Origin of the sequence: Pseudodesulfovibrio mercurii (assembly GCF_000189295.2) — a bacterium.
Taxonomy (GTDB): domain Bacteria; phylum Desulfobacterota; class Desulfovibrionia; order Desulfovibrionales; family Desulfovibrionaceae; genus Pseudodesulfovibrio; species Pseudodesulfovibrio mercurii.
In genome coordinates, this window is the sequence record NC_016803.1 from 3,121,827 (window position 1) to 3,140,957 (window position 19,131).

The following is a 19,131-nucleotide window of genomic DNA, read 5'->3' on the forward strand; positions in this document are numbered from 1 at the left end:
ATTGACATTAGAACTACGTTTTTGTAAAAAAATATAAAAAGGGGAACAAAGGAAGACATGATCTCTCAATCCGAATCCATCGCGCACCTGGGGGAACGGCTCCGGGCTTACAGAATAGGGAAAAACCTGACGCCGGAGAACGTGGCCCAGCGGACAGGCATCTCCCGCGCGGCCATATACCGGTATGAATCCGGCCAGCCCATCCGTGTGGACGTGCTGGGCAAGATCGCCGACCTGCTCCAGGTGTCCCTGGAATCGCTCCTCGGGGTCGGCGTGGAATACTGTTCCTCGGCCCTGGCGTTTTTCGAGCGCATGCGCCAGCTGGAGGAGACCGCCGAGCAGCTGAGCGTCCTCTTCGGGCCCATCTCCTATCTGTTGACCACGGACGACTACGACTGGGTGCTGGCCGACGTGCTGGCCGAGAGCATCCCGCTGGACGTGGACGACCGGGCCCAGTCCCTTCTGGAGATCGAGAAGATTCTCAAGATTTTGAAGGCCAGGAAGAAAAGCTACCGGGAGCGCAGGCCGCACATCATTAGCCTGATCTCGGCGGCCGAACTCGAATATTTCTGCAAGACCGGCTTCATCGGCTGCAACAACCCGCAGGGCGTGGACCTGGAGGACCGGGTGCGCACGGCCAAGCGCGAGGTCCTGAACATCATCGACCTGCTCCGGGAGCAGCCCATGGGCGTGCAGATCGGGGTGCTGGTCGATTCCGCGCCGGGGGCCAGCTTCCAGATCTTCAAGCAGGCCAACCATTCCGAGGTCGCGGTCAGCCCCTACAAGCTGGGCTCCTTCGCCAACATCCGCATCGGCGTGGCCACCATCTCCTCGGCCCCGGAATCCATCCGGCTGCACAACGACCTGACCCGCCAGCTCTGGGACCGCAGCCTGAAGGGCGAAAGCGCCGCCCGCTACCTGCGGGACGCCATCGGCCTCTAGGCGGCTCGCGGCAACCTTCTCCCTTTCGCGAAAAGCGCGGCGGCGGGCCGGAGCACGTTCCCTCCAGCCCGCCTCCCGGCCCCTCCGAGGGGGGGCTATTCCCCGGCCGCGGCCCGGCAGGCGGCGGCCAGCCTCTCCCCTATGTAGCGGACCATGTCGTCGTCCCCCTCGTACAGGTCGAAGCATCGGGCGTCCTCGCCCAGCAGGCCGCCGGGGACTTCGTCGCCCAGGCCGTCGGGGTCGTCCACCAGTTCGCTGTAGAAGCAGACCGACAGCCAGCGGTCGTCCGGGTCGTCGTCGATGATGTCCACCATGGCGAACAGGTTGCGCTTGCGCTGGTTCTCGTGGGCGGCGCGTAGGGAATGGGTGATGCCGGGCCGGGACACGAAGTCGAGCTTGATGCCGTCCAACCCTTCGAGGCGGCATTTGAGGGCCGTGAAGCAGTCCTTGGTCCGGTTGGGGTCCGTGGTCCAGGTGTCGATGAAGGTCGCCAGTTCTTGAGCGGGTCGGGTGTCCATGGCCGGGGGTCTCCTGGGGGGTTGTCGTTGTTGCGCCGTTCGCGTCGGCGGGCTGGGGGCGGCGTGGCGAACATGTCGCCGCGCCGCCGGATTGTCGCGTGGGAATGCGGGTACGTCCTTGGCCGGATTTCGCCCGTTGTCAAGACGGAGGCCGGTTGCCCGGCGCACCGTGCGGGCCGGGGTGCTCCGGCCTAGGACTTGCCGGGCCGCTCCCGCAGGGCGGCCACGGCGGCGGCGCAGATGGCCGGGGCGGAGCGGGCGTCCTCGGCCGAGAACTCCCTGTCGCCCAGGCGGAACGAGGCCCGCCACAGGCTGTCCATGCTTCGGGGGCACAGGTCCTTCAGGCTGAACACGTATCCGTCGGATTCCAGGCGGTCGGCCACGCGCAGGGCCGCGTTCACGTCCGCCGCGGGGCTGGTCCGGGCGGGGAGGTCAAGAAGTTCTTCGAGCAGGCCGTTGAGCGTCTCGATGGAATAAGCAGGCACGGGGGCCTCCGGTGTTTTCCTTCCCTCTCGGATGTGGCGGGACATCTGGACAGATGTTGCAGGTATTCAATCATCGTTGTCGAGCGGCGTCAATGCGCAATGTGCCGCACGGACCGCCCCCTCCTCCGGCCGGGGCATCGAAGTGGACCGCGCGCAGCAATGGGGGTACGGGAAGGGAGGGCATCGCCATGGGGGCGATGCGAAATTTCCGCACACGGAGGCCCGGGTGAAGATCGCCGTTCCCTCCACCCGGCCCGGACTGGACGGGAACGTGGCCCACCGCCTGGGGGTTGCCGCCCATCTGGTCCTGGTCGAGTCCGACGACATGTCCTTCGAGACCTTTCCCGGTCCGCCGGTCTCGGCCGGTCCCGGCGCCGGGGTCGCGGTCATGGCCCTGGCCGTGGAGCAGGGCGCGCGGGTCCTGCTGGCGGGCCACGTGGCCCCGCACATCACGGCGGCCCTGGAACGGCGCGGCATCGAGGTGGTCCAGGGCGCGTCCGGCACCGTGTCCCAGGCCGTGGCCGCGTACCTGGCGGCCGGGGAGGCCGGGGACGCACCCGGCGCCGCATCCGTCGATTCCTCCGCGTCTTCCGATGTTTCCGCGCCCGAGGCGGCCCACCCGTGGCGCGAGGCCGCGAAAAAGGGGGTGCGCCAGTTCTACGCCATGGTCCCGCGCCTGATCGGGGTCATCCTGCTGCTCGGGCTGCTCCGGGGGTTCGTCAGCCAGGAGGCCCTGTTCGCGCTGTTCGCGGGCGCGCCCCTCCCGGACGCCCTGTGGGGCGCGGTGCTGGGCAGCGTCATGGTCGGCAACCCGGTCAACAGCTACGTCATCGGGGAGAGTTTGCTCAAGGCCGGGGTGAGCCTGGCCGGGGTCCTGGCCCTGATGATGGCCTGGGTCACGGTGGGGCTGATTCAGCTGCCCGTGGAGGCCGAGGCCCTGGGCATGCGCTTCGCCGTGGTCCGCAACCTGGCGGGGTTCGTCATGGCCGTGCTGCTGGCCTTTGCCGTGGGCTCGTGGTGGTGAGGCGGGCCATGCGCACGGACAAGCCCTCTTCCGGATGGTCGGCGCGGCTCAGGCCGTGGCGGTTCCCCCTGGTCTGCGCCGCGCTCTACGCCGGGGCCTTCCTGCTCGATCCCGAAAAGACCCTGCGGGCCCTGCGCGTCTGCGGGACCATCTTCCTGCAGCTGGGGCTGCCCATGTGCGCGGCCCTGGCCATGATGGTGCTGCTCAACCGGTTCCTGTCGCCGTCCCTGGCGTCCCGGCTCATGGGGCGAGAGGCCGGACCCGGCGGGCTCGTGCTCTCGGCCCTAGCTGGCATCGTCTCCATGGGCCCCATCTACGCATGGTACCCGCTGTTCACGACCCTCAAGGACAAGGGCGCGTCCGCCTTCAACATCGCCAACTTCATGTGCTGCCGTTCGGTCAAGCCCGTGCTCGTCCCCGTGCTGGTGGGCTATTTCGGCTGGCGGTTCACCGGGCTTTTCCTGCTGCTGACCCTGGCCGGGGCGCTGCTGTCCGCGGTCTGCGTGGGGCTGGCGCGCCCCTTTGGCGACGGCGGGGCGTGACGTCCCGGTTCCCGTGGCCGAAGGACCGTTTCGGACCTCGCGCCGGGATGGTTTGTCCATCGAAAAAACATGCCTTTTTTCTGTTGCAGTGTTTTTTCCCGGAAGGTAATTTACTGCTACATCCGCCGCCGGTTACCCCGGATTCAGTGTGAGGCGGGGGTCGGCGGCCCAAGTCTTTGAGTAGGAGTTTGGTATGCGTAAAATGATTCTTTCCGCCGTGCTTGTCTGTTGCGTCACCCTGTTCGCCGCGCCCGTGTTCGCGGGAGAGCCGGTCAAGACCCTGCCGGGGGACATCACCCTGGTCCAGGCCCAGGCCATTCTCAAGGCCGCCCTGGAAAAAGCCGTGGCGATCAAGATTCCCATGAACATCGCCATCGTTGACGCCGGGGGCAACCTCAAGGCCTTCTACCGCCAGGAAGACGCCTTCCTCGGCAGCATCGACATCTCCATCAAGAAGGCCATCACGGCCCGGTACTTCAACATGACCACCCGGACCCTGGGCGCGGCCTCCGTGCCCGGCCAGCCCCTGTACGGCATCGAGGCCAGCAACAACGGCCTGATCCTGTTCGCGGGCGGCGTGCCGCTGGTCGACAAGAACAACGTGGTCATCGGCGCCATCGGCGTGTCCGGCGGCACCGTTGACGAGGACGAGAGCGTGGCCATGGCCGGCGCCGCTGTCATCAAGTAGCACGTCTTCACCGGCAACGAGAATGAATCGGCCCGGTCCGGGGGGATGTTTCCCGGACCGGGCCGTGTCGTTGCCGACGACCGGGCGCACCCCCGGTGCGCGCGGCGCCATCCCGCTTCGTGACGGCCTGTCCCGGCCCCGCGACACGGCCCCGCGCCCCGACCCCACGCCCCGACCCCACATCCCGGGTCCGCGACGACGTCTCCACCGTCGAAGCGGCCGAAGACTTCGTCCTCGATTACGTCGAAGAACACCACCTGAACTAAAAGGCGACAGCACACACAGGAAAACCCCGGTCCGGCCCCGCGCCCCGGTTCCCGATGTAATGCCCCGGCCTCCCCTCCGCGCTTTGCCCGGAGCCCGATCCCGTACCTGGTTCTCGCCGCCGCTCCCGCACCGTCCGCGTCACGGGCAGCCGCAAGGCGGAGGTCTTCCCGATTCTGCAAGGGGGGTTGACAGGTATGCAAACGAGTTGCATCATGCAATCCGTTTGCTCATAACGGCAATGCAACAATGCGACCCCTGGAGGTTGTCATGGCGGTTTCTCATCTGAAGAAAATGGTACTGTTGACGGTGTTCGGGCTGGTCCTGACCTGGGCCGGGTCCGCGTCGGCCGAGGGCGGGGTGCGGGCGTTCGTATCCATCCTGCCGCAACAATATTTCGTGGAGCGCATCGGCGGGGACCTGGTGGACGTGAGCGTGCTGGTCCTGCCCGGGGCCAACCCGCACATGTACGAGCCCACCCCGAGGCAGATGACCGCCCTGACCAAGGCGCAGGTCTACTTCGCCATCGGTGTCAACCTGGAGGACGTCTGGCTGCCCAAGCTGGCCGACGCCAACCGCGACATGCTCGTGGTCCGCACCCAGGAGGGCGTGGAGAAGCTGCCCATGGCCGCCCATCATCATGACGAGGAGGGCGGGCACGAGGGCGAGGCCGCGCACGACGGGGATCACGAGCACGGCATCCTCGATCCGCACATCTGGCTCGATCCCGTGCGGGTGCGGACCATCGCCCGGAACACCTGCGCCGGGCTGGTCCGCGCCGATGCGGCCCACCGCGACGTGTACGAGGCCAACCTGGCCGCGTTCCTCAAGGAACTGGACGAGCTGAATGCGTCCATCGATAAGACCCTGTCGGCCCTCCCGGCGGACAAGCGGACCTTCATGGTCTTCCACCCGTCCTGGGGCTATTTCGCCAAGCGCTACGGCCTGACCCAGGTGGCCATCGAGGCGGGCGGCAGCGAGCCGAGCCCCCGGCATCTGGCCGAGATCGTCGAGCACGGCCGGGAACTGGGCGTGTCCGTGGTTTTTGTCCAGCCGCAGTTCTCGCGGCGCAGCGCCGACGTCATCGCCTCGGAGCTCAAGGCCAAGGTGGTGCCCCTCGACCCTCTGGCCGCGGACTGGAAGGACAACCTGCTGCACGCGGCCCAGGCCTTTGACCAGGCCCTGCGCTAGCGCGGCTTCACGGAGGCCGGCATGACTCAGCACGACACGGCCGGGGCCGCCCGGGAATTCCTGGAGCGGACCGGCCTGGAACCGACCCTCAACCGCATCCTGGTCCTGTCCGCCGTGGCCGCGCACCACCGGCCCGTGACCGCCGCCGAGGTCCATTCCCATATCCTGCGCGAGCACCGGATCAACCGGGTCACGGTCTACCGCATCCTCGACCTGCTGGCCGACAGGGGCGCGGTCAACCGCTTCAACTCGGGCGAACGCGCCCAGCACTACTGCGTGGGCGGCAACCACAGCCACTTCCATTGCACCGGCTGCGGCCGCGTCCAGTGCATCGCCAACGAGGACCTGCACTTCGACGAGACCGCCGTGGCCAACGCCCTGAACCTGGCCGTCAGCCACGTGGACCTCCACCTCGAAGGCCTCTGCCCCGACTGCGCCCGCGCAGCGGGGTAGGGGGGCGCCTCCGGCGGCCGGGGGAAGGGGAGGAAAAACCCTTTGAGAAAAGGGTTTTTCCTCCCCTTCCCCCGAACCCCCATCCCCTCCTTTCCCTAAACTTTTTGTCGTCGCCTTCGGCGGGGCGGGGTGCAACGGAAGGCCTCGATTTATGACCGAATCAGCGGCATTCGTTGTGGTGCCGCCTTCGGCGGGGAGGGCAGCGGGAGGACCCGGTTTCCCCCCCCCTCACACCCCCAGGCACCCCCAGGTGGCGAAGCCACCCCCCGCCACACCATCGTGAGCGACTCGGGCGGCACCGCCACCCGACAGCCCCCCCCCAGCGTTCCCCACCCCCCGGAGCGACTCGGGTGCCCCCGGGCACCCGACAGCGGCTCTCGCCCCCGTACGGAGTCAGGCTTTCGAGAGTGGTGCAGCCGTGCATTTTTCGGGGGGCCGTTTCACCGCAGCGTAGTCTTCCTACGTGAGGATGAAACGGCCCCCCGAAAAATGTGCGGATGCGCCGCTCTCGGAAGCCGCGCGCACGGCAAAAAGAAAGGCTCCATGGCGGTGATTGGAGCCTTTCGGGGGGAGTTCCCGGCGGGGATTGCCGGGAAAACAATTGTTGTCGTTGACGTGCCCATACAGTCATACTTTTATTGCAAATACAATAGGGGAACCTCCTGATATTGAGGCCCTTTCCCAGGAAAAATTCCCATTCGACAAAAACAAACCGCCCGGCGGAACCGGGCGGTTGAAAACGGCTATGAATTACCGTGTGTTTTCGGGAAGTTATTCGCCAAGCAGCTTGCGGGCGATGTCGAGATCGTAGAGGGCCAGGGGATTGCGGTCGGTGTTTTTCTCGCGGAACATGACCGCGGCCGCCTCGATGGCTCCGTAGGGGACCCAGGGGTGCTTTTCCCAGATGATCGGCTCGTCCGGATTGTACAGGCGGAATTCGATCTCGCCCCCGTTCTCGCGCACGTACATGCGCACCTCGGGGTGTTGCAGGGACGGGGTGTAGTAGACGCCGCGTGCATCTTTCATGGCGCGTTCTCCTAGGCTTGGAAGTTGAAGCGGACCGTGTCGCCCGTGTCATAGACCTTGACGTTCATGGCCCCGAGCAGGACGCGCAGGGGGCGGCCGAAGAGGAAGTCGTTCAGCTCCGGGGCCATGCCCGACTTCTCCGGGACCAGGCGGCGCAGCTCCATGTCGTAGACGACCATTTCCTTGAGCGATTCGCCGGCCTCGCGGTCGCCTTCCCGGGCGGCCTGGGCCAGCGCCTCCATGCGGCGGGGATCGCAGCGGCGGTCGTGCTCGGCCATGAGTTCGCGCAGAGGGTGGCCTTCGGGCAGGAGGTCGGCGCGGGTCAGCCGGTCCCTGGCGTACATGGCCTGAAGCGGTCCGGTGTCCTCGCAGAACAGGGCCTCGCACTCGGCGGGCCGGGTGGCGTACACGGCGCAGAGGTTGCTCTCTGGGCTCAGATAGATGCAGGTCCAGCCGCCGTCGCGGCCCTTGATCTTGAGCATCTCGGTCTCGAGGGGGACGACGTTCTGGGCGGGCTGGTCGAAGACCCATTCACCGGCGCGCAGGGTGACGATGTCGGCCAGGGGGATGGTGCCGTCCTGGATGAGCGGGAGATCCTGCACGTGCAGGGCCGGGCCGCCGCTGCGGCAGCACTGCCCGCAACGTCGGCATTGCGGTTCGTTTGTGGTTGGAATTTGCAAGTTTGTGTTGCTCCTCATACCCTTTTGCGGTAACGCTTATGGCGGTCCATATCCTGTGCCAAGGGTCCGATACTCCGGCTCGGCCGCGAAGGCAAGGCCGGGGGTGGCGAACGATCCCGAAATCAGGGTGTCCGTCAAGGCGGCAAATTGAGGATTGACAATGGTTTCTTGGATATTTCGGTTGACAAAAAACCGAACGGTCCAGTACATTATCAGCCCTGCATACCTTGTGAATATTGGCGCAATTGCCGCTATTCCGGGTAGTTGCGTTTCGTAGGAAAGGCGTTCTGGCTTCAGGTGATTTTTTTCACCATTACCCGGCCCGGGCGCAAGAATGGTTGATGGCAACATCTTAATCAAACAATGGAGGTTAAGGGAATGGCGAAACACAAAACTCCTATGTTGGATCAGCTGGAAAGCGGCCCGTGGCCCAGCTTTGTATCCGACATCAAACAGGAGGCTGACTCTCGAGCCAAGAACGAGAAGGGTCTGGATTACCAGATTCCCGTCGATTGCCCCGAAGATCTGCTGGGTGTTCTGGAAATGTCCTACGAGGACGGCGAGACCCACTGGAAGCACGGCGGCATCGTCGGCGTCTTCGGCTACGGCGGCGGCGTCATCGGCCGTTACTGTGACCAGCCGGAGAAGTTCCCCGGTGTTGCGCACTTCCACACCGTGCGCGTGGCCCAGCCCAACGGCAAATGGTACAGCACCGAGCTGCTGCGCAGCCTGGTCAAGATCTGGGAGCTCCGCGGCTCCGGCCTGACCAACATGCACGGCGCCACCGGCGACATCGTGTTCCTGGGCACCACCACCCCGCAGCTTGAGGAAATCTTCTGGGAACTGACCCATGACCTCGAGATCGACCTCGGCGGTTCCGGCTCCAACCTGCGTACCCCCGCCACCTGCCTCGGCATGTCCCGCTGCGAGTACGCCTGCTACAACACCCAGGAGCTGTGCTACAACCTGACCCAGGAATACCAGGACGAGCTCCATCGCCCGGCGTTCCCCTACAAGTTCAAGTTCAAGTTCGACGGTTGCCCGAACGGCTGCGTGGCCGCCATCGCCCGTTCCGACCTTTCCTTCATCGGTACCTGGAAAGACCAGATCAAGGTCAATCAGGAAGCCGTGGCCGCCTACGTCGGCGGCGAGATCGCTCCCAACGCCGGCGCCCATGCGGGCCGTGACTGGGGCGCGTTCGACATCCAGAAGGAAGTCGTGGACCTGTGTCCCTCCAAGTGCATTACCTACGCCGACGGCAAACTGACCATCGACGACAAGGAATGCGTCCGCTGCATGCACTGCATCAACACCATGCCTCGCGCGCTGAAGATCGGCGACGAGCGCGGCTGTTCGATCCTGTGCGGCGCCAAGGCCCCGATCCTCGACGGCCCGCAGATGGGCTCCCTGCTCGTTCCCTTCATGGAAGTGAACAAGGAAGACGACTACCAGTCCATCAAGGACCTCATCGAGAACATCTGGGATTGGTGGATGGAAGAGGGCAAGAACCGTGAGCGTATCGGTGAGACCATGAAGCGTCTGGGCATGTCCGCCCTGATCGACGCCGCCGGTGTCCCCGTGGATGCCCGCCAGGTCCAGGAGCCTCGCCACAACCCCTACATCTTCTGGAAAGCCGAAGACGTCGAAGGCGGTTGGGATCGGGATATCAACGAATTCCGCAAGCGCCACCAGCGCTAAAAAGAGGAGTGTATCGATATGGCTTTTATTTCTTCTGGGTACAATCCCGCAAAACCGATGGAAGGTCGGATTTCCGACATCGGACCTCGTCACTTCGGCGAGTACCTGCCCCCGGTTATCAAAGAGAACTTTGGTAAATGGGACTACCATGAGATCATCGAGTCCGGCATCCTGCTGCACGTGGCTCAGTCCGGCGCCAAGACCTACACCGTCCGCGCCGGTACCGCCCGCCTGATGTCCGTGACCCACATCCGTGAAATCTGCGACATCGCCGACAAGTTCTCCGGCGGCTATGTCCGTTTCACCACCCGTAACAACCTCGAGTTCCAGGTCGAGACCGAAGAGGCCGCCAAGGAACTGAAGAAGTACCTGAACGACCAGAAGTTCCCCGGCGGAGCCCACAAGTTCCCCGTCGGCGGCACCGGCGCCGGTGTGACGAACATCGTCCACACCCAGGGCTGGGTCCACTGCCACACCCCGGCGACCGACGCTTCCGGTACCGTCAAGGCGACCATGGACGTGGTCTTCGACGAGTTCACCAGCATGAAGCTGCCCGCCCCGGTGCGCATCTCCATGGCCTGCTGCCTGAACATGTGCGGCGCGGTGCACTGCTCCGACATCGCCATCCTGGGCATCCACCGCAAACCGCCGCTGCTCGACCACAAGTTCCTCGACAACCTGTGCGAGATCCCGCTGGCCGTTGCCGCCTGCCCCACCGGCGCTGTGCGTCCCTCCAAGATCGAGCTCGACGGTGAGACCTACAAGACCGTCGCGGTCAAGCAGGAGCGCTGCATGTTCTGCGGCAACTGCTACACCATGTGTCCCTCCATGCCCCTGGCTGACAAGGACGGCGACGGTATCGCCCTGATGGTCGGCGGCAAGATCTCCAACCGCATCACCAAGCCCGCCTTCTCCAAGGTCGTGGTTCCGTTCATCCCCAACGAGCCGCCTCGCTGGCCCACGATGACCAAGGTGATCAAAAAGATCCTCGACACCTACGCCGCCGACGCCCACAAGTACGAGCGTCTGGGCGACTGGGCCAACCGCATCGGTTGGGAGCGTTTCTTCGAGAAATGCGACCTGCCGTTCAGCGAGCATCTGATCGATGACTTCCGTGATCCGGCCTACTACACCTGGCGCCAGACCACGCAGTTCAAGTGGTAAGAAAATAAAGGTTTCGGGGTACGGCGAATCCGCCGTACCCCGACTTTATGCAAAAATAAGGAGTCCCTCATGGCACTCGATCCCGTAGCTGCAAAAGCTGAAATCATCAAATTCTGCGAAGAGAAGTCCAGCAGTAAGACCAAGTTTTACTTCAACGACTTCACTAAGCTTTTCCCGGATGAGAAGAGCCGCGACGTGAAAAAACTCCTGACCCAGTTGGTTCAGGAAGAAAAGATGGTGTTCTGGTCCTCCGGGTCCACCACCATGTACGGTCTGGCCGGCGTCGGCAAGCAGGCCGCTTCCGAGGGCGAAGGTTAATCTTCGAGCCTGATCGGTTTACAAGCCTTGCCCTCGTCCATGCGATGACGGGCAAGGCTTTCTTGGTTCAATAAGCCCGGTTTTCAACGTGCAGAATCCCCTCCCGCGCATCCTCCTGGCCGGACTGTCCGGCGGCACCGGCAAGACCATCGTCTCCCTGGCGCTGGCCCGCGCCTTCACGCGCCGGGGCCTGACCGTGGCCCCGTTCAAGAAGGGCCCGGACTACATCGACGCCCAGTGGCTCGGCCTGGCCGCGAACCGGCCGTGTTCCAATCTGGACCCGTATTTCCACACCCGGGACGTCATCCGTTCCGTGTTCTTCCACAAGTCGCGCGGCGCGGACGTGAGCCTCATCGAGGGCAATCGGGGGCTGTTCGACGGCATGAACGAGCAGGGCACCTGCTCCAGCGCCGAGCTGGCCCGCGTGCTCGACGCCCCGGTGATCCTGGCCATCGACTGCACCAAGATGACCCGCACCGTGGCCGCCATCGTTCAGGGGTGCGCCGGGTTCGAGCCCGGCCTGAACCTGGCGGGCGTGATCCTCAACCGCACGGCGGGCGAGCGCCATCGCGCCGTGCTGCGCCGGTCCATGGAGACCTATTGCGACGTGCCCGTGCTGGGCATGCTCCCCAAGATGCGAAATCCCATCCCCGAGCGGCACATGGGCCTCATGTCCGACCAGGAATACGACGGGGCCGCCCATCTGGACGCATTGGCCGACCTGGCCGGGGAGTGGCTGGACCTGGACGGCATCCTGGCGGCGGCGGACGCGGCCCCGGACTTCGGCCCCGCGCCCGGCCCGATCTTTTCCGGTCCGGCGGCGGCCAAACGGGCGCGCATCGGCTACGTGCACGACGCGGCTCTGTGGTTCTACTATCCCGAGAACCTGGAGGCCCTGGAGCACGCCGGGGCCGAGCTGGTCCGGTTGAGCCTCCTGGACAAGGCGCCCTGGCCCGAGATCGACGGGCTGTACCTGGGCGGAGGGTTCCCCGAGGTCTTTGCCGAGCGCATCGCGGCCAACCGGCCCGCGCTGGACCACCTGCGCGCCCTGTCCGAGTCCGGCCTGCCCATCTACGCCGAGTGCGGCGGGTTCATGGTCCTGTGCGAGACCCTGGAGATCCACGGCGGGAGCCACGCCATGGCGGGCGTCTTTCCCCTGACCACCTCCTTCTGCCCCCGGCCCCAGGGGCTCGGCTACACCGAGGCCGAGGTGGTCGAGGACACGGTCTTCTTCCCCAGGGGCGCGCGCGTCCGGGGTCATGAATTTCATTATTCCCTGTGCGTGTCCGACGGCGCGGCCGACCTGCGCCACGGGTTGCGCATGCTCCGGGGCCAGGGCAGCGCGCTGGGCCGGGACGGGTTTCTGCACAGGAACACCTGGGCCGGATACAACCACATCCACGCCCTGGCCGTGCCCGGCTGGGCGGAACGGTTCGTGGCCGCGGCTGCGGCGCGGCGCGGCTCGGCCCGGTAAATTTCTTGTTCGGCGTGATCTTTCGTGAGACACTGCCGGCACACAATCACCCACTCCTACAAGCGAGTATCATCATGAGCATACCTTTCATCGATCTGAAAACGCAGTATCGGCAGATCGAGGACCAGATCAAACACAATATCGACGCGGTCCTGGAACGCGGGGCCTACATCATGGGCCCGGAGATCGGCGAGCTGGAAAGCAAGCTGGCCGAGTACGCCGGGGTGGACCACGCCGTGAGCTGCTCGTCGGGCACCGACGCCCTGCTCATGGCCCTCATGGCCCTGGGCGTGGGGCCGGGCGACGCCATCTTCACCACGCCGTTCACCTTCATCGCCACGGCCGAGGTGGTCGCCCTGCTCGGCGCGACCCCGGTCTTCGTGGACATCGACCCCGTGACCTTCAACATCGACCCCGACGACCTGCGGCGCAAGATCCGCTTCGTCAAGGAGAATCGCAAGGACCTGACCGCCAAGGGTGTCATCGCCGTGGACATCTTCGGCCAGCCCGCGGACTACGACGCCATCGAGCCCCTGGCCCACAACTCCGGCCTGTTCCTGGTGGTGGACGCGGCCCAGTCCTTCGGCGCGACCTGCCAGGGCCGCTCGGTCTGTTCCCTGGGCGACCTGGCCTGCACCTCCTTTTTCCCGGCCAAGCCGCTCGGCTGCTACGGCGACGGCGGCATGGTCTTCGCCCACAACGAGGCCCTGCACAAACTGCTGATCTCCATCCGCGTGCACGGCATGGGCGAGCACAAGTACGACAACGACCGGCTGGGACTGACCGCGCGCATGGACTCCATGCAGGCGGCCGTGCTCCTGGCCAAGTTCGAGATTTTCCCCGGCGAGATCGAGAAGCGCCAGGAAGTGGCCGCGCGCTATGCCGCGCTGCTGTCCGAGGTGGACGGCCTGACCCCGCCGTCCGTGCCCGAGGGCAATGTCTCGGTCTGGGCCCAGTACTGCGTCCTGGCCCGGGACACCGAGCAGCGCACCGAGGTCATGGGCAGGCTGGCCGAGGCGTCCATCCCGTCGGTCATCTACTATCCCAAGCCGCTGCACCTGCAGAAGGCCTTCGCCGACCTGGGCTACAAACCCGGCGACTTCCCGGTGTCCGAGGACACGGCCTCGCGCATCTTCGCCCTGCCCATGCATCCCTATCTGACCGCCGAGGCCCAGGAGGCCATCGTCAAGGTCATCAAGGGGTAGCGGGCCCATGGCCTGGCTGACCTGGGCGGGCACGGTGCGGGTGCTCAAGCCGGTGGCCGCGGGCGTGGCCCTGGCCTACCTGGGCACGGGCTTCGTGGACGGTCCGCCGCCCGTGAACTTCCGCGCGGACGGCCCCGGCGCCGCCAAGCAGGCGGAGATCGTGGAGCCCCAGGCCGAGCTGGTCATCGAGCGGAACATCCTCAAACTCGGCTCGCTGCTGACATTCCGGGTCGAGGACCCGGTCCAGGTGCGCAGGCAGGGGCTTGCGGGCGACGGGGACATGTTCTACGACCCCGGTCTCACCGGAGGCGGGGAGGTCAAGGGCGAGGTCGCGGATACGCCCGAATCCGGACAATGATCCCGGCCCGTGCGGCGGCGGATTTGCCACCCGCCACGGGCTCTGGTAAGGGGGATACCCCGAACGACATCACGCCGGGCACGGCCCGGCACAAAGGAGTACATGCATGATCAAGATGGAAACCAGCATGGGCGACATCGTCATCGAACTCGATTTCGACAAGGCCCCCAAGACCGCGGCCAATTTCCAGCAGTACGTGGAGGAGGGCTTCTATGACGGCCTGATCTTCCACCGCGTCATCGACAACTTCATGATCCAGGGCGGCGGCATGGACAAGAACATGAAGGAAAAGGCGACCCGCGCGCCCATCAAGAACGAGGCCAACAACGGCCTGACCAACGACAAATACACCCTGGCCATGGCCCGGACCATGGACCCGCACTCCGCGTCGTCCCAGTTCTTCATCAACGTCAAGGACAACGGCTTCCTGAACTTCTCCTCCGAGACCCCCCAGGGCTGGGGCTACGCCGTGTTCGGCAAGGTCGTGGAGGGCCAGGACGTGGTGGACAAGATCAAGGGCGTGGCCACCGGCCGCCACGGTTTCCACGACGATGTCCCGGCCGAGCCGGTGCTCATCGAGAAGGCCTCCGTGGTCGAATAGCGGCTTGCGATGCGCACTCCCGGCCGCTGCCGGGAGAGGCGGTCATTTGCCATGACAAAAGGCGCATCCTGGTTGGGGGTGCGCCTTTTTTTGTTCCGGAGACCGGTCAGACGAAGAGGTTGAGGCCGGTGTAGGCGGTGGAGGTGCTGCCGCTCATGGACAGGAGGCCGCCGCCCTCGAACCAGCTGGTCGGGTCGGTGTTGTCCGCGTACCACCAGGCCAGGGACTGCTGTTGCAGGCTGGTCATCAGTTCGTCCTGGGAGAGGGTGGACGAGGCCGTGGAGGTCAGCTTGCCCAGCTGGATGATGGTGTAGAACTCCTGGACCTTGTCCGGGTTGTCTTCGAAATACTTGTTGATGATGTCCGCGTCCTCGGTGTCGTCCGGAACGGTGACCTTGCCCGTGTCCGGGTCGTAGGTCATGGCGAACTCGGCGGACACGTCCACGCCCAGCTCCTTCAGGTCGGCCATGACCGAGGCGTCCCACTTGTCCCCCAGCTCCTCGCGGTAGTCCTCCACCTCCTGGAAGGAGAGGCGGTTGTCGTCCCCCTTGGGAATCTGGTCGAGCAGGGCGTAGATGTCCGAGGTCAGCCCGGTGGCGGCGCTGGTCTGGTTGGACTCCTCGTCCAGGGTTCCGGCCTGCTGGTAGAGCTGCTTCTGCTCCACCGAGGCGCGGAGCAGTGTGTAGGTGCCGGTGATCAGATTGGAGCCGATGGCCGTGGTGCTCATGCCTTCTCCTTGTGTGCCGGATGCGCCGGTTCGCGGCGGGGCAATATTTGCCCCGTTCCGGGAGACAGCACAAGCCGTGCCAGCGGCAAAACGAAACCGGCGCGCCTGTGGACATTGCCACGGGCGCGCCGGACGGGTTTCGCGTTCGGAGGGGGAGGGCTAGCCGCCGAGGTAGGCCCGCTTGACCTCGGGGTCCTCCATGAGCTGGGCGGACGAGCCCTGGGCCACGATCTCGCCGGTGTCGATGACGTAGCCCCGGTGGGCGAACTTGAGGGCCAGGTTGGCGTTCTGCTCGATGAGCAGGATGGTCATGCCCTCCTCGTTCAGCTCCTTGAGGGTCCGGAACATGTCGTACATGAGCAGGGGGGCGAGCCCCATGGACGGCTCGTCGAGCATGATAACCCGGCAGCCGGACATGAGCGCGCGGCCCACGGCGAGCATCTGCTGCTCGCCGCCGGACAGGGACTCGGAGCGCTGCTTCTTGCGCTCGTCCAGGCGCGGGAACAGGGTGTAGACGCGCTTGTAGTCGCGGTCGATCTCGCCCTGCCCGTCCTTGCGGGAATAGGTGGCCAGCGTGAGGTTCTCCTCCACGGTCAGGTTGCCGAAGATGTGGCGTCCCTCGGGGACCAGGGCCGTGTGCAGGTCCGAGACGACCTTGTCCGCGGACATGCCCAGGATGGACTGGCCCTTGAAGCGGATGTCGCCCTTGATGACCTTGGGGGCCTCGGGCGGGGGCAGCTGGGCGATGGACATGAGCGTGGTGGACTTGCCCGCGCCGTTGGCGCCGATGAGGGTGACGATCTCGCCCTCGCCCACGGTGAAGGAGATGCCGTGCAGGGCCTCGATGTTGCCGTACTTGACGTAGAGGTTTTCGACTTCGAGTAAGGGAGTGGTGGTCATATGTTGTCGTCTCCAAGATAGGCCTTGATGACGGCCGGGTTGCTCTGGATGTCTTCGGGGGTGCCCTCGGCGATGGTCGAGCCGAAGTCGATGACCTTGATCCACTGGCACAGGGAGGTGACGACCTTCATCTGATGCTCGATCATGAAGATGGTGATGTCGAAGTGCTCGTGGATCCAGCGGACCAGGGTGATCAGGTCCTCCACGTCCTTGGAGTTCAGGCCCGCAGCGGGCTCGTCCAGGAGCAGCAGCTTGGGCCGGATGGACATGGCCCGGGCGATCTCCACACGGCGCTGCAGGCCGTAGGGCAGGTTCTTGGGCAGCTCCATGGCCACTTCGGTCAGGGACATGGCATCGAGCAGCTTCTCGGCGATCTCCAGGATGCGCTCCTCGCGCTTGCGGTATTTCTTGCCCCGGATGACCGAATCCCAGACCGAGTAACCGAGCCGGTAGTGCTGGGCGATGCGGATGTTGTCCAGCACGGTCATGTCGTGCCACAGGCGGATGTTCTGGAAGGTCCGGGCGATGCCCATGGAGGTGACCTGGTGGGGCTTGAGCCCCTTGGTGGGCTTGCCGTCGAAGGTGATGGTCCCCTCGGTGGGCTGGTAGAAGCCGGAGATGAGGTTGAAGATGGTGGTCTTGCCCGCGCCGTTGGGGCCGATGAGGCCCATCAATTCGCCGCCCTGCATGTCCACGGAGAACTCGGAGACCGCCTGGAGGCCGCCGAACCGCTGGGTGAGGCTGTCTATTTTAAGCAGTGACATGAACAGCCCCCTATTTGAATGTGTAGTATTTCTTGAGTTTCGGGAACACGTCCGACAACTCCTTGTTGCCCATGATGCCCTCGGGCCGGAACTGCATGATCAGGACCAGGAGCAGGGGGATGAGGACCCACTTGATGACGCCCGCCGACGGCTCCCAGTCCGGGAACACGAAGGTGGCCGGGGCCAGCAGGAAGTCGATGAGCGCCTGGGAGCGCAGGACCTCGAGCAGGAAGGTGAAGACCACCGCCGAGATGACCGCGCCCGAGAGCGACCCCATGCCGCCCAGGTAGACCATGACCATGGCCTCGGTGGACTTGAGGATGTTGAAGGACTGCGGGTTGACGTAGCCGACCACGTGGGCGAACAGGCCGCCCGCGCATCCGGCCAGACCCGCCGAGATCATGAAGTTCACGGTTTTGATCTTGTTGGTGTTGACCGACATGATCTCGGCCGCGGTCTCGTCCTGGCACACGGCGTTGACGCCCTTGCCGTAGGTCGAGGTGATGAACCGCCGGATGACCCAGATGTCGAAGGCGGTGAACAGGATGACGAAGAGCAGGACCCAGGGGAAGTCGTTGTCCCCGGCCAGCCAGGACGGGGTGGAATCGACCATGGCCCAGACCGTGTCCTTCATGCCCTGGAAGCCGCGCGAGCCGCCGATCCAGTCCATGTTCTCGATGGCCGAGATGACCATGTAGTTGACCGCGATGGTGATGATGGCCAGGTAGTCGTCGCGGGTCTTGAACGAGGGCAGGGCCACCAGGATCGAGGACAGGGCCGCCACCGCGCCGCCCATCAGGATGATGACCGGGAAGACGAAGTAGGAGGCCGCCGCGGGCAGCAGCGGGTCGCCGAACTTGTTGCCGAAGCAGAGCACGGACAGCAGGGAGGCCACGTAGGCCCCCACGCACATGAAGGCCGCGTGCCCGCAGGTGAATTCGCCCATGTTGCCGTTCACCAGGTTCAGCGAGGTGGACATCATGATGTTGATGCCGCCGAACATGATGACCGCCTGGATGTAGTTGTCGAGGATGCGGTACTGGGCCAGGACCAGCAGGACCACGGCCACCAGGACCATGAGGACGTTGAGAGAGTATTTCTGCATCGGTTTCTCCCAACTAGATCTTGGTGGACTGCGGCATGCCGAACAGCCCGGTCGGTTTCATCCAGAGAATGATCAGCAGGATGGTGAAGGCGAACAGGTCCCGGTAGGTGGACGGGAACACGGTGACCACGCCGACCTCGATGAAGCCGAGCAGGAAGCCGCCGTAGAACGCGCCCCGGATGTCGCCGATGCCGCCGACCACGGCCGCGATGAACGCCTTCCAGCCGATGAGCATGCCCATGAACGGCTCAAGCACCGGGTAGGACATGGCGAAGAGCAGCCCGGCCAACCCCGCGAAGCCGGAGCCCAGGATGAAGGTGAAGACGATGATCTGGTCGATGGGGATGCCCATGAGCGGGATGGCGAACTTGTCGTAGGAGATGCCGCGCATGGCCATGCCGATCTTGGTCTTGGTGACGATGAAATTGAGGATGATGAACACGGCGATGGCCGCGAAGATGACGATGACCTTCAGGTTGGTCACGGTCACGCCGCCCAGGTTCCAGACGGATTTCTGGACCAGCTCCGGGAACTTCAACCGGCTGGCGCCGAGCACGGCCAGGTTGGAGTACTCGAGGATCAGGCCGCACATGAGGGCCGTGATGACCACGTAGAGGCGGTGCGCCCCCTTGCGCCTGAGCGGCCGGTACGCGATGCGCTCCAGGGTCACGCCCACGCAGGCGGTCAGGAACATGGTCAGCGGCACGGCGAGCAGGAAAGTCGCGAACGGCGACAGCCCGATGGCCGGGCCGAGCAGGAACCCGGCCACGAAAAACGCGATGTACGCCCCGACCATGAAGATGTCGCCATGGGCGAAGTTGATCAGGCGGAGCACGCCGTACACCAGGGTGTAGCCCAACGCGATGAGCGCGTAGAAGCTGCCCCACTGCAGGGCGTTGATGATATTTTGAATGATGAAGTCCACGGTAGCCTTCCCTGGGGAGAATGTCTTGAATCTGGGCCGAGGGGTGCCGGATGCCTCGGAAGGGGGATACAAGAGCGGG

The 19,131-nt window shown here is 65.0% G+C and carries 23 protein-coding genes; 13 read left to right on the forward strand and 10 right to left on the reverse strand.

Translation table 11 applies throughout. From position 1 onward, the window contains the following. The first annotated feature begins 57 nt into the window (after window positions 1-57). On the forward strand, window positions 58-942 hold the full coding sequence (locus DND132_RS14110; RefSeq protein WP_014323428.1) for a helix-turn-helix domain-containing protein: 885 nt from the start codon (window positions 58-60) through the stop codon (window positions 940-942). Between the two features lie 95 nt (window positions 943-1,037). Here the strand turns inward: DND132_RS14110 and DND132_RS14115 are convergent, their stop codons facing one another. Together DND132_RS14115 and DND132_RS14120 are read right to left on the reverse strand one after the other, a co-directional pair. After that, window positions 1,038-1,460, reverse strand: coding sequence for a hypothetical protein (locus DND132_RS14115; RefSeq protein WP_014323429.1), 423 nt, complete (start codon window positions 1,458-1,460; stop codon window positions 1,038-1,040). Between the two features lie 191 nt (window positions 1,461-1,651). After that, window positions 1,652-1,945, reverse strand: a complete 294-nt coding sequence (locus DND132_RS14120) for a hypothetical protein (RefSeq protein ID WP_014323430.1) — start codon at window positions 1,943-1,945, stop codon at window positions 1,652-1,654. 226 nt (window positions 1,946-2,171) lie between these two features. Here DND132_RS14120 and DND132_RS17795 point away from each other — a divergent pair, with 226 nt between their 5' ends. The 5 genes from DND132_RS17795 (at window position 2,172) to DND132_RS14145 (ending at window position 6,107) form a co-directional block, all read left to right on the forward strand. Then, entirely contained in the window at window positions 2,172-2,969 is a 798-nt protein-coding gene (locus tag DND132_RS17795) for a NifB/NifX family molybdenum-iron cluster-binding protein (RefSeq protein WP_014323431.1), read from the forward strand. Window positions 2,970-2,977: 8 nt separating this feature from the next. Further along, window positions 2,978-3,511 (forward strand): hypothetical protein, encoded by a 534-nt coding sequence (locus DND132_RS14130; protein ID WP_014323432.1) that lies wholly within the window; start codon window positions 2,978-2,980, stop codon window positions 3,509-3,511. A gap of 193 nt (window positions 3,512-3,704) precedes the next feature. After that, window positions 3,705-4,199 (forward strand): GlcG/HbpS family heme-binding protein, encoded by a 495-nt coding sequence (locus DND132_RS14135; RefSeq protein WP_014323433.1) that lies wholly within the window; start codon window positions 3,705-3,707, stop codon window positions 4,197-4,199. A gap of 534 nt (window positions 4,200-4,733) precedes the next feature. Further along, on the forward strand, window positions 4,734-5,654 hold the full coding sequence (locus tag DND132_RS14140; RefSeq protein WP_014323434.1) for a metal ABC transporter solute-binding protein, Zn/Mn family: 921 nt from the start codon (window positions 4,734-4,736) through the stop codon (window positions 5,652-5,654). A 21-nt stretch (window positions 5,655-5,675) separates the two neighbouring features. Further along, window positions 5,676-6,107, forward strand: coding sequence for a Fur family transcriptional regulator (locus tag DND132_RS14145; RefSeq protein ID WP_014323435.1), 432 nt, complete (start codon window positions 5,676-5,678; stop codon window positions 6,105-6,107). A 771-nt stretch (window positions 6,108-6,878) separates the two neighbouring features. Here the strand turns inward: DND132_RS14145 and DND132_RS14150 are convergent. From DND132_RS14150 to DND132_RS18575, 3 genes are read right to left on the reverse strand one after another with little or no spacing between them, the layout of a single operon-like run. Further along, a complete protein-coding gene (locus DND132_RS14150; RefSeq protein WP_014323436.1) occupies window positions 6,879-7,133 on the reverse strand; it encodes a hypothetical protein in 255 nt (84 codons plus the stop codon). An 11-nt stretch (window positions 7,134-7,144) separates the two neighbouring features. After that, complete coding sequence (locus DND132_RS18885) at window positions 7,145-7,813, reverse strand: YkgJ family cysteine cluster protein (RefSeq protein ID WP_014323437.1); 669 nt, start codon at window positions 7,811-7,813, stop codon at window positions 7,145-7,147. A gap of 36 nt (window positions 7,814-7,849) precedes the next feature. Further along, the gene (locus DND132_RS18575; RefSeq protein ID WP_190275288.1) at window positions 7,850-8,203 is read right to left on the reverse strand and encodes a hypothetical protein; all 354 of its coding nucleotides are present in this window, start codon (window positions 8,201-8,203) and stop codon (window positions 7,850-7,852) included. Here DND132_RS18575 and dsrA point away from each other — a divergent pair. From dsrA to DND132_RS14190, 7 genes are all read left to right on the forward strand, one after another. Next, the gene (gene dsrA / locus DND132_RS14160) at window positions 8,192-9,511 is read left to right on the forward strand and encodes a dissimilatory-type sulfite reductase subunit alpha (RefSeq protein ID WP_014323438.1); all 1,320 of its coding nucleotides are present in this window, start codon (window positions 8,192-8,194) and stop codon (window positions 9,509-9,511) included. The two genes, DND132_RS18575 and dsrA, sit on opposite strands and share 12 nt — an antisense overlap. Before the next feature lie 18 nt (window positions 9,512-9,529). Next, the gene (dsrB, locus tag DND132_RS14165) at window positions 9,530-10,675 is read left to right on the forward strand and encodes a dissimilatory-type sulfite reductase subunit beta (protein ID WP_014323439.1); all 1,146 of its coding nucleotides are present in this window, start codon (window positions 9,530-9,532) and stop codon (window positions 10,673-10,675) included. A gap of 69 nt (window positions 10,676-10,744) precedes the next feature. Beyond that, the gene (locus tag DND132_RS14170) at window positions 10,745-10,993 is read left to right on the forward strand and encodes a dissimilatory sulfite reductase D family protein (protein WP_014323440.1); all 249 of its coding nucleotides are present in this window, start codon (window positions 10,745-10,747) and stop codon (window positions 10,991-10,993) included. Between the two features lie 88 nt (window positions 10,994-11,081). Continuing rightward, window positions 11,082-12,467: a cobyrinic acid a,c-diamide synthase CobB gene (locus tag DND132_RS14175; RefSeq protein WP_014323441.1), complete on the forward strand. Its 1,386-nt coding sequence runs from the start codon at window positions 11,082-11,084 to the stop codon at window positions 12,465-12,467. A 74-nt stretch (window positions 12,468-12,541) separates the two neighbouring features. Beyond that, complete coding sequence (locus DND132_RS14180) at window positions 12,542-13,672, forward strand: DegT/DnrJ/EryC1/StrS family aminotransferase (RefSeq protein WP_014323442.1); 1,131 nt, start codon at window positions 12,542-12,544, stop codon at window positions 13,670-13,672. A gap of 7 nt (window positions 13,673-13,679) precedes the next feature. Next, complete coding sequence (locus DND132_RS14185; protein ID WP_014323443.1) at window positions 13,680-14,030, forward strand: hypothetical protein; 351 nt, start codon at window positions 13,680-13,682, stop codon at window positions 14,028-14,030. Window positions 14,031-14,136: 106 nt separating this feature from the next. Then, on the forward strand, window positions 14,137-14,631 hold the full coding sequence (locus DND132_RS14190; RefSeq protein ID WP_014323444.1) for a peptidylprolyl isomerase: 495 nt from the start codon (window positions 14,137-14,139) through the stop codon (window positions 14,629-14,631). Window positions 14,632-14,737: 106 nt separating this feature from the next. On the opposite strand, the gene DND132_RS14195 is transcribed toward DND132_RS14190, so the two are convergent. The 5 genes from DND132_RS14195 to DND132_RS14215 form a co-directional block, all read right to left on the reverse strand. Further along, window positions 14,738-15,358, reverse strand: a complete 621-nt coding sequence (locus DND132_RS14195) for a hypothetical protein (RefSeq protein ID WP_014323445.1) — start codon at window positions 15,356-15,358, stop codon at window positions 14,738-14,740. A gap of 159 nt (window positions 15,359-15,517) precedes the next feature. Continuing rightward, window positions 15,518-16,258: an ABC transporter ATP-binding protein gene (locus tag DND132_RS14200; RefSeq protein WP_014323446.1), complete on the reverse strand. Its 741-nt coding sequence runs from the start codon at window positions 16,256-16,258 to the stop codon at window positions 15,518-15,520. Continuing rightward, the gene (locus DND132_RS14205) at window positions 16,255-17,022 is read right to left on the reverse strand and encodes an ABC transporter ATP-binding protein (RefSeq protein WP_014323447.1); all 768 of its coding nucleotides are present in this window, start codon (window positions 17,020-17,022) and stop codon (window positions 16,255-16,257) included. Before DND132_RS14205 ends, DND132_RS14200 begins: the two co-directional genes overlap by 4 nt. Before the next feature lie 10 nt (window positions 17,023-17,032). Next, the gene (locus DND132_RS14210) at window positions 17,033-18,127 is read right to left on the reverse strand and encodes a branched-chain amino acid ABC transporter permease (RefSeq protein WP_014323448.1); all 1,095 of its coding nucleotides are present in this window, start codon (window positions 18,125-18,127) and stop codon (window positions 17,033-17,035) included. 13 nt (window positions 18,128-18,140) lie between these two features. Continuing rightward, window positions 18,141-19,052, reverse strand: coding sequence for a branched-chain amino acid ABC transporter permease (locus DND132_RS14215; RefSeq protein WP_014323449.1), 912 nt, complete (start codon window positions 19,050-19,052; stop codon window positions 18,141-18,143). Window positions 19,053-19,131 lie beyond the last annotated feature (79 nt).

Coding starts and splice junctions, on each gene's coding strand:
- DND132_RS14115 (WP_014323429.1), bottom strand. CDS start 1,460: ATGGACACCCGACCCGCTCAAGAACTGGCGACCTTCATCGACACCTGG.
- DND132_RS14195 (WP_014323445.1), bottom strand. CDS start 15,358: ATGAGCACCACGGCCATCGGCTCCAATCTGATCACCGGCACCTACACA.
- DND132_RS14190 (WP_014323444.1), top strand. CDS start 14,137: ATGATCAAGATGGAAACCAGCATGGGCGACATCGTCATCGAACTCGAT.
- DND132_RS14130 (WP_014323432.1), top strand. CDS start 2,978: ATGCGCACGGACAAGCCCTCTTCCGGATGGTCGGCGCGGCTCAGGCCG.
- DND132_RS14170 (WP_014323440.1), top strand. CDS start 10,745: ATGGCACTCGATCCCGTAGCTGCAAAAGCTGAAATCATCAAATTCTGC.
- DND132_RS14185 (WP_014323443.1), top strand. CDS start 13,680: ATGGCCTGGCTGACCTGGGCGGGCACGGTGCGGGTGCTCAAGCCGGTG.
- dsrB (WP_014323439.1), top strand. CDS start 9,530: ATGGCTTTTATTTCTTCTGGGTACAATCCCGCAAAACCGATGGAAGGT.
- DND132_RS14145 (WP_014323435.1), top strand. CDS start 5,676: ATGACTCAGCACGACACGGCCGGGGCCGCCCGGGAATTCCTGGAGCGG.
- DND132_RS14110 (WP_014323428.1), top strand. CDS start 58: ATGATCTCTCAATCCGAATCCATCGCGCACCTGGGGGAACGGCTCCGG.
- DND132_RS14150 (WP_014323436.1), bottom strand. CDS start 7,133: ATGAAAGATGCACGCGGCGTCTACTACACCCCGTCCCTGCAACACCCC.
- dsrA (WP_014323438.1), top strand. CDS start 8,192: ATGGCGAAACACAAAACTCCTATGTTGGATCAGCTGGAAAGCGGCCCG.
- DND132_RS14205 (WP_014323447.1), bottom strand. CDS start 17,022: ATGTCACTGCTTAAAATAGACAGCCTCACCCAGCGGTTCGGCGGCCTC.
- DND132_RS14200 (WP_014323446.1), bottom strand. CDS start 16,258: ATGACCACCACTCCCTTACTCGAAGTCGAAAACCTCTACGTCAAGTAC.
- DND132_RS14135 (WP_014323433.1), top strand. CDS start 3,705: ATGCGTAAAATGATTCTTTCCGCCGTGCTTGTCTGTTGCGTCACCCTG.
- DND132_RS14180 (WP_014323442.1), top strand. CDS start 12,542: ATGAGCATACCTTTCATCGATCTGAAAACGCAGTATCGGCAGATCGAG.
- DND132_RS14210 (WP_014323448.1), bottom strand. CDS start 18,127: ATGCAGAAATACTCTCTCAACGTCCTCATGGTCCTGGTGGCCGTGGTC.
- DND132_RS14140 (WP_014323434.1), top strand. CDS start 4,734: ATGGCGGTTTCTCATCTGAAGAAAATGGTACTGTTGACGGTGTTCGGG.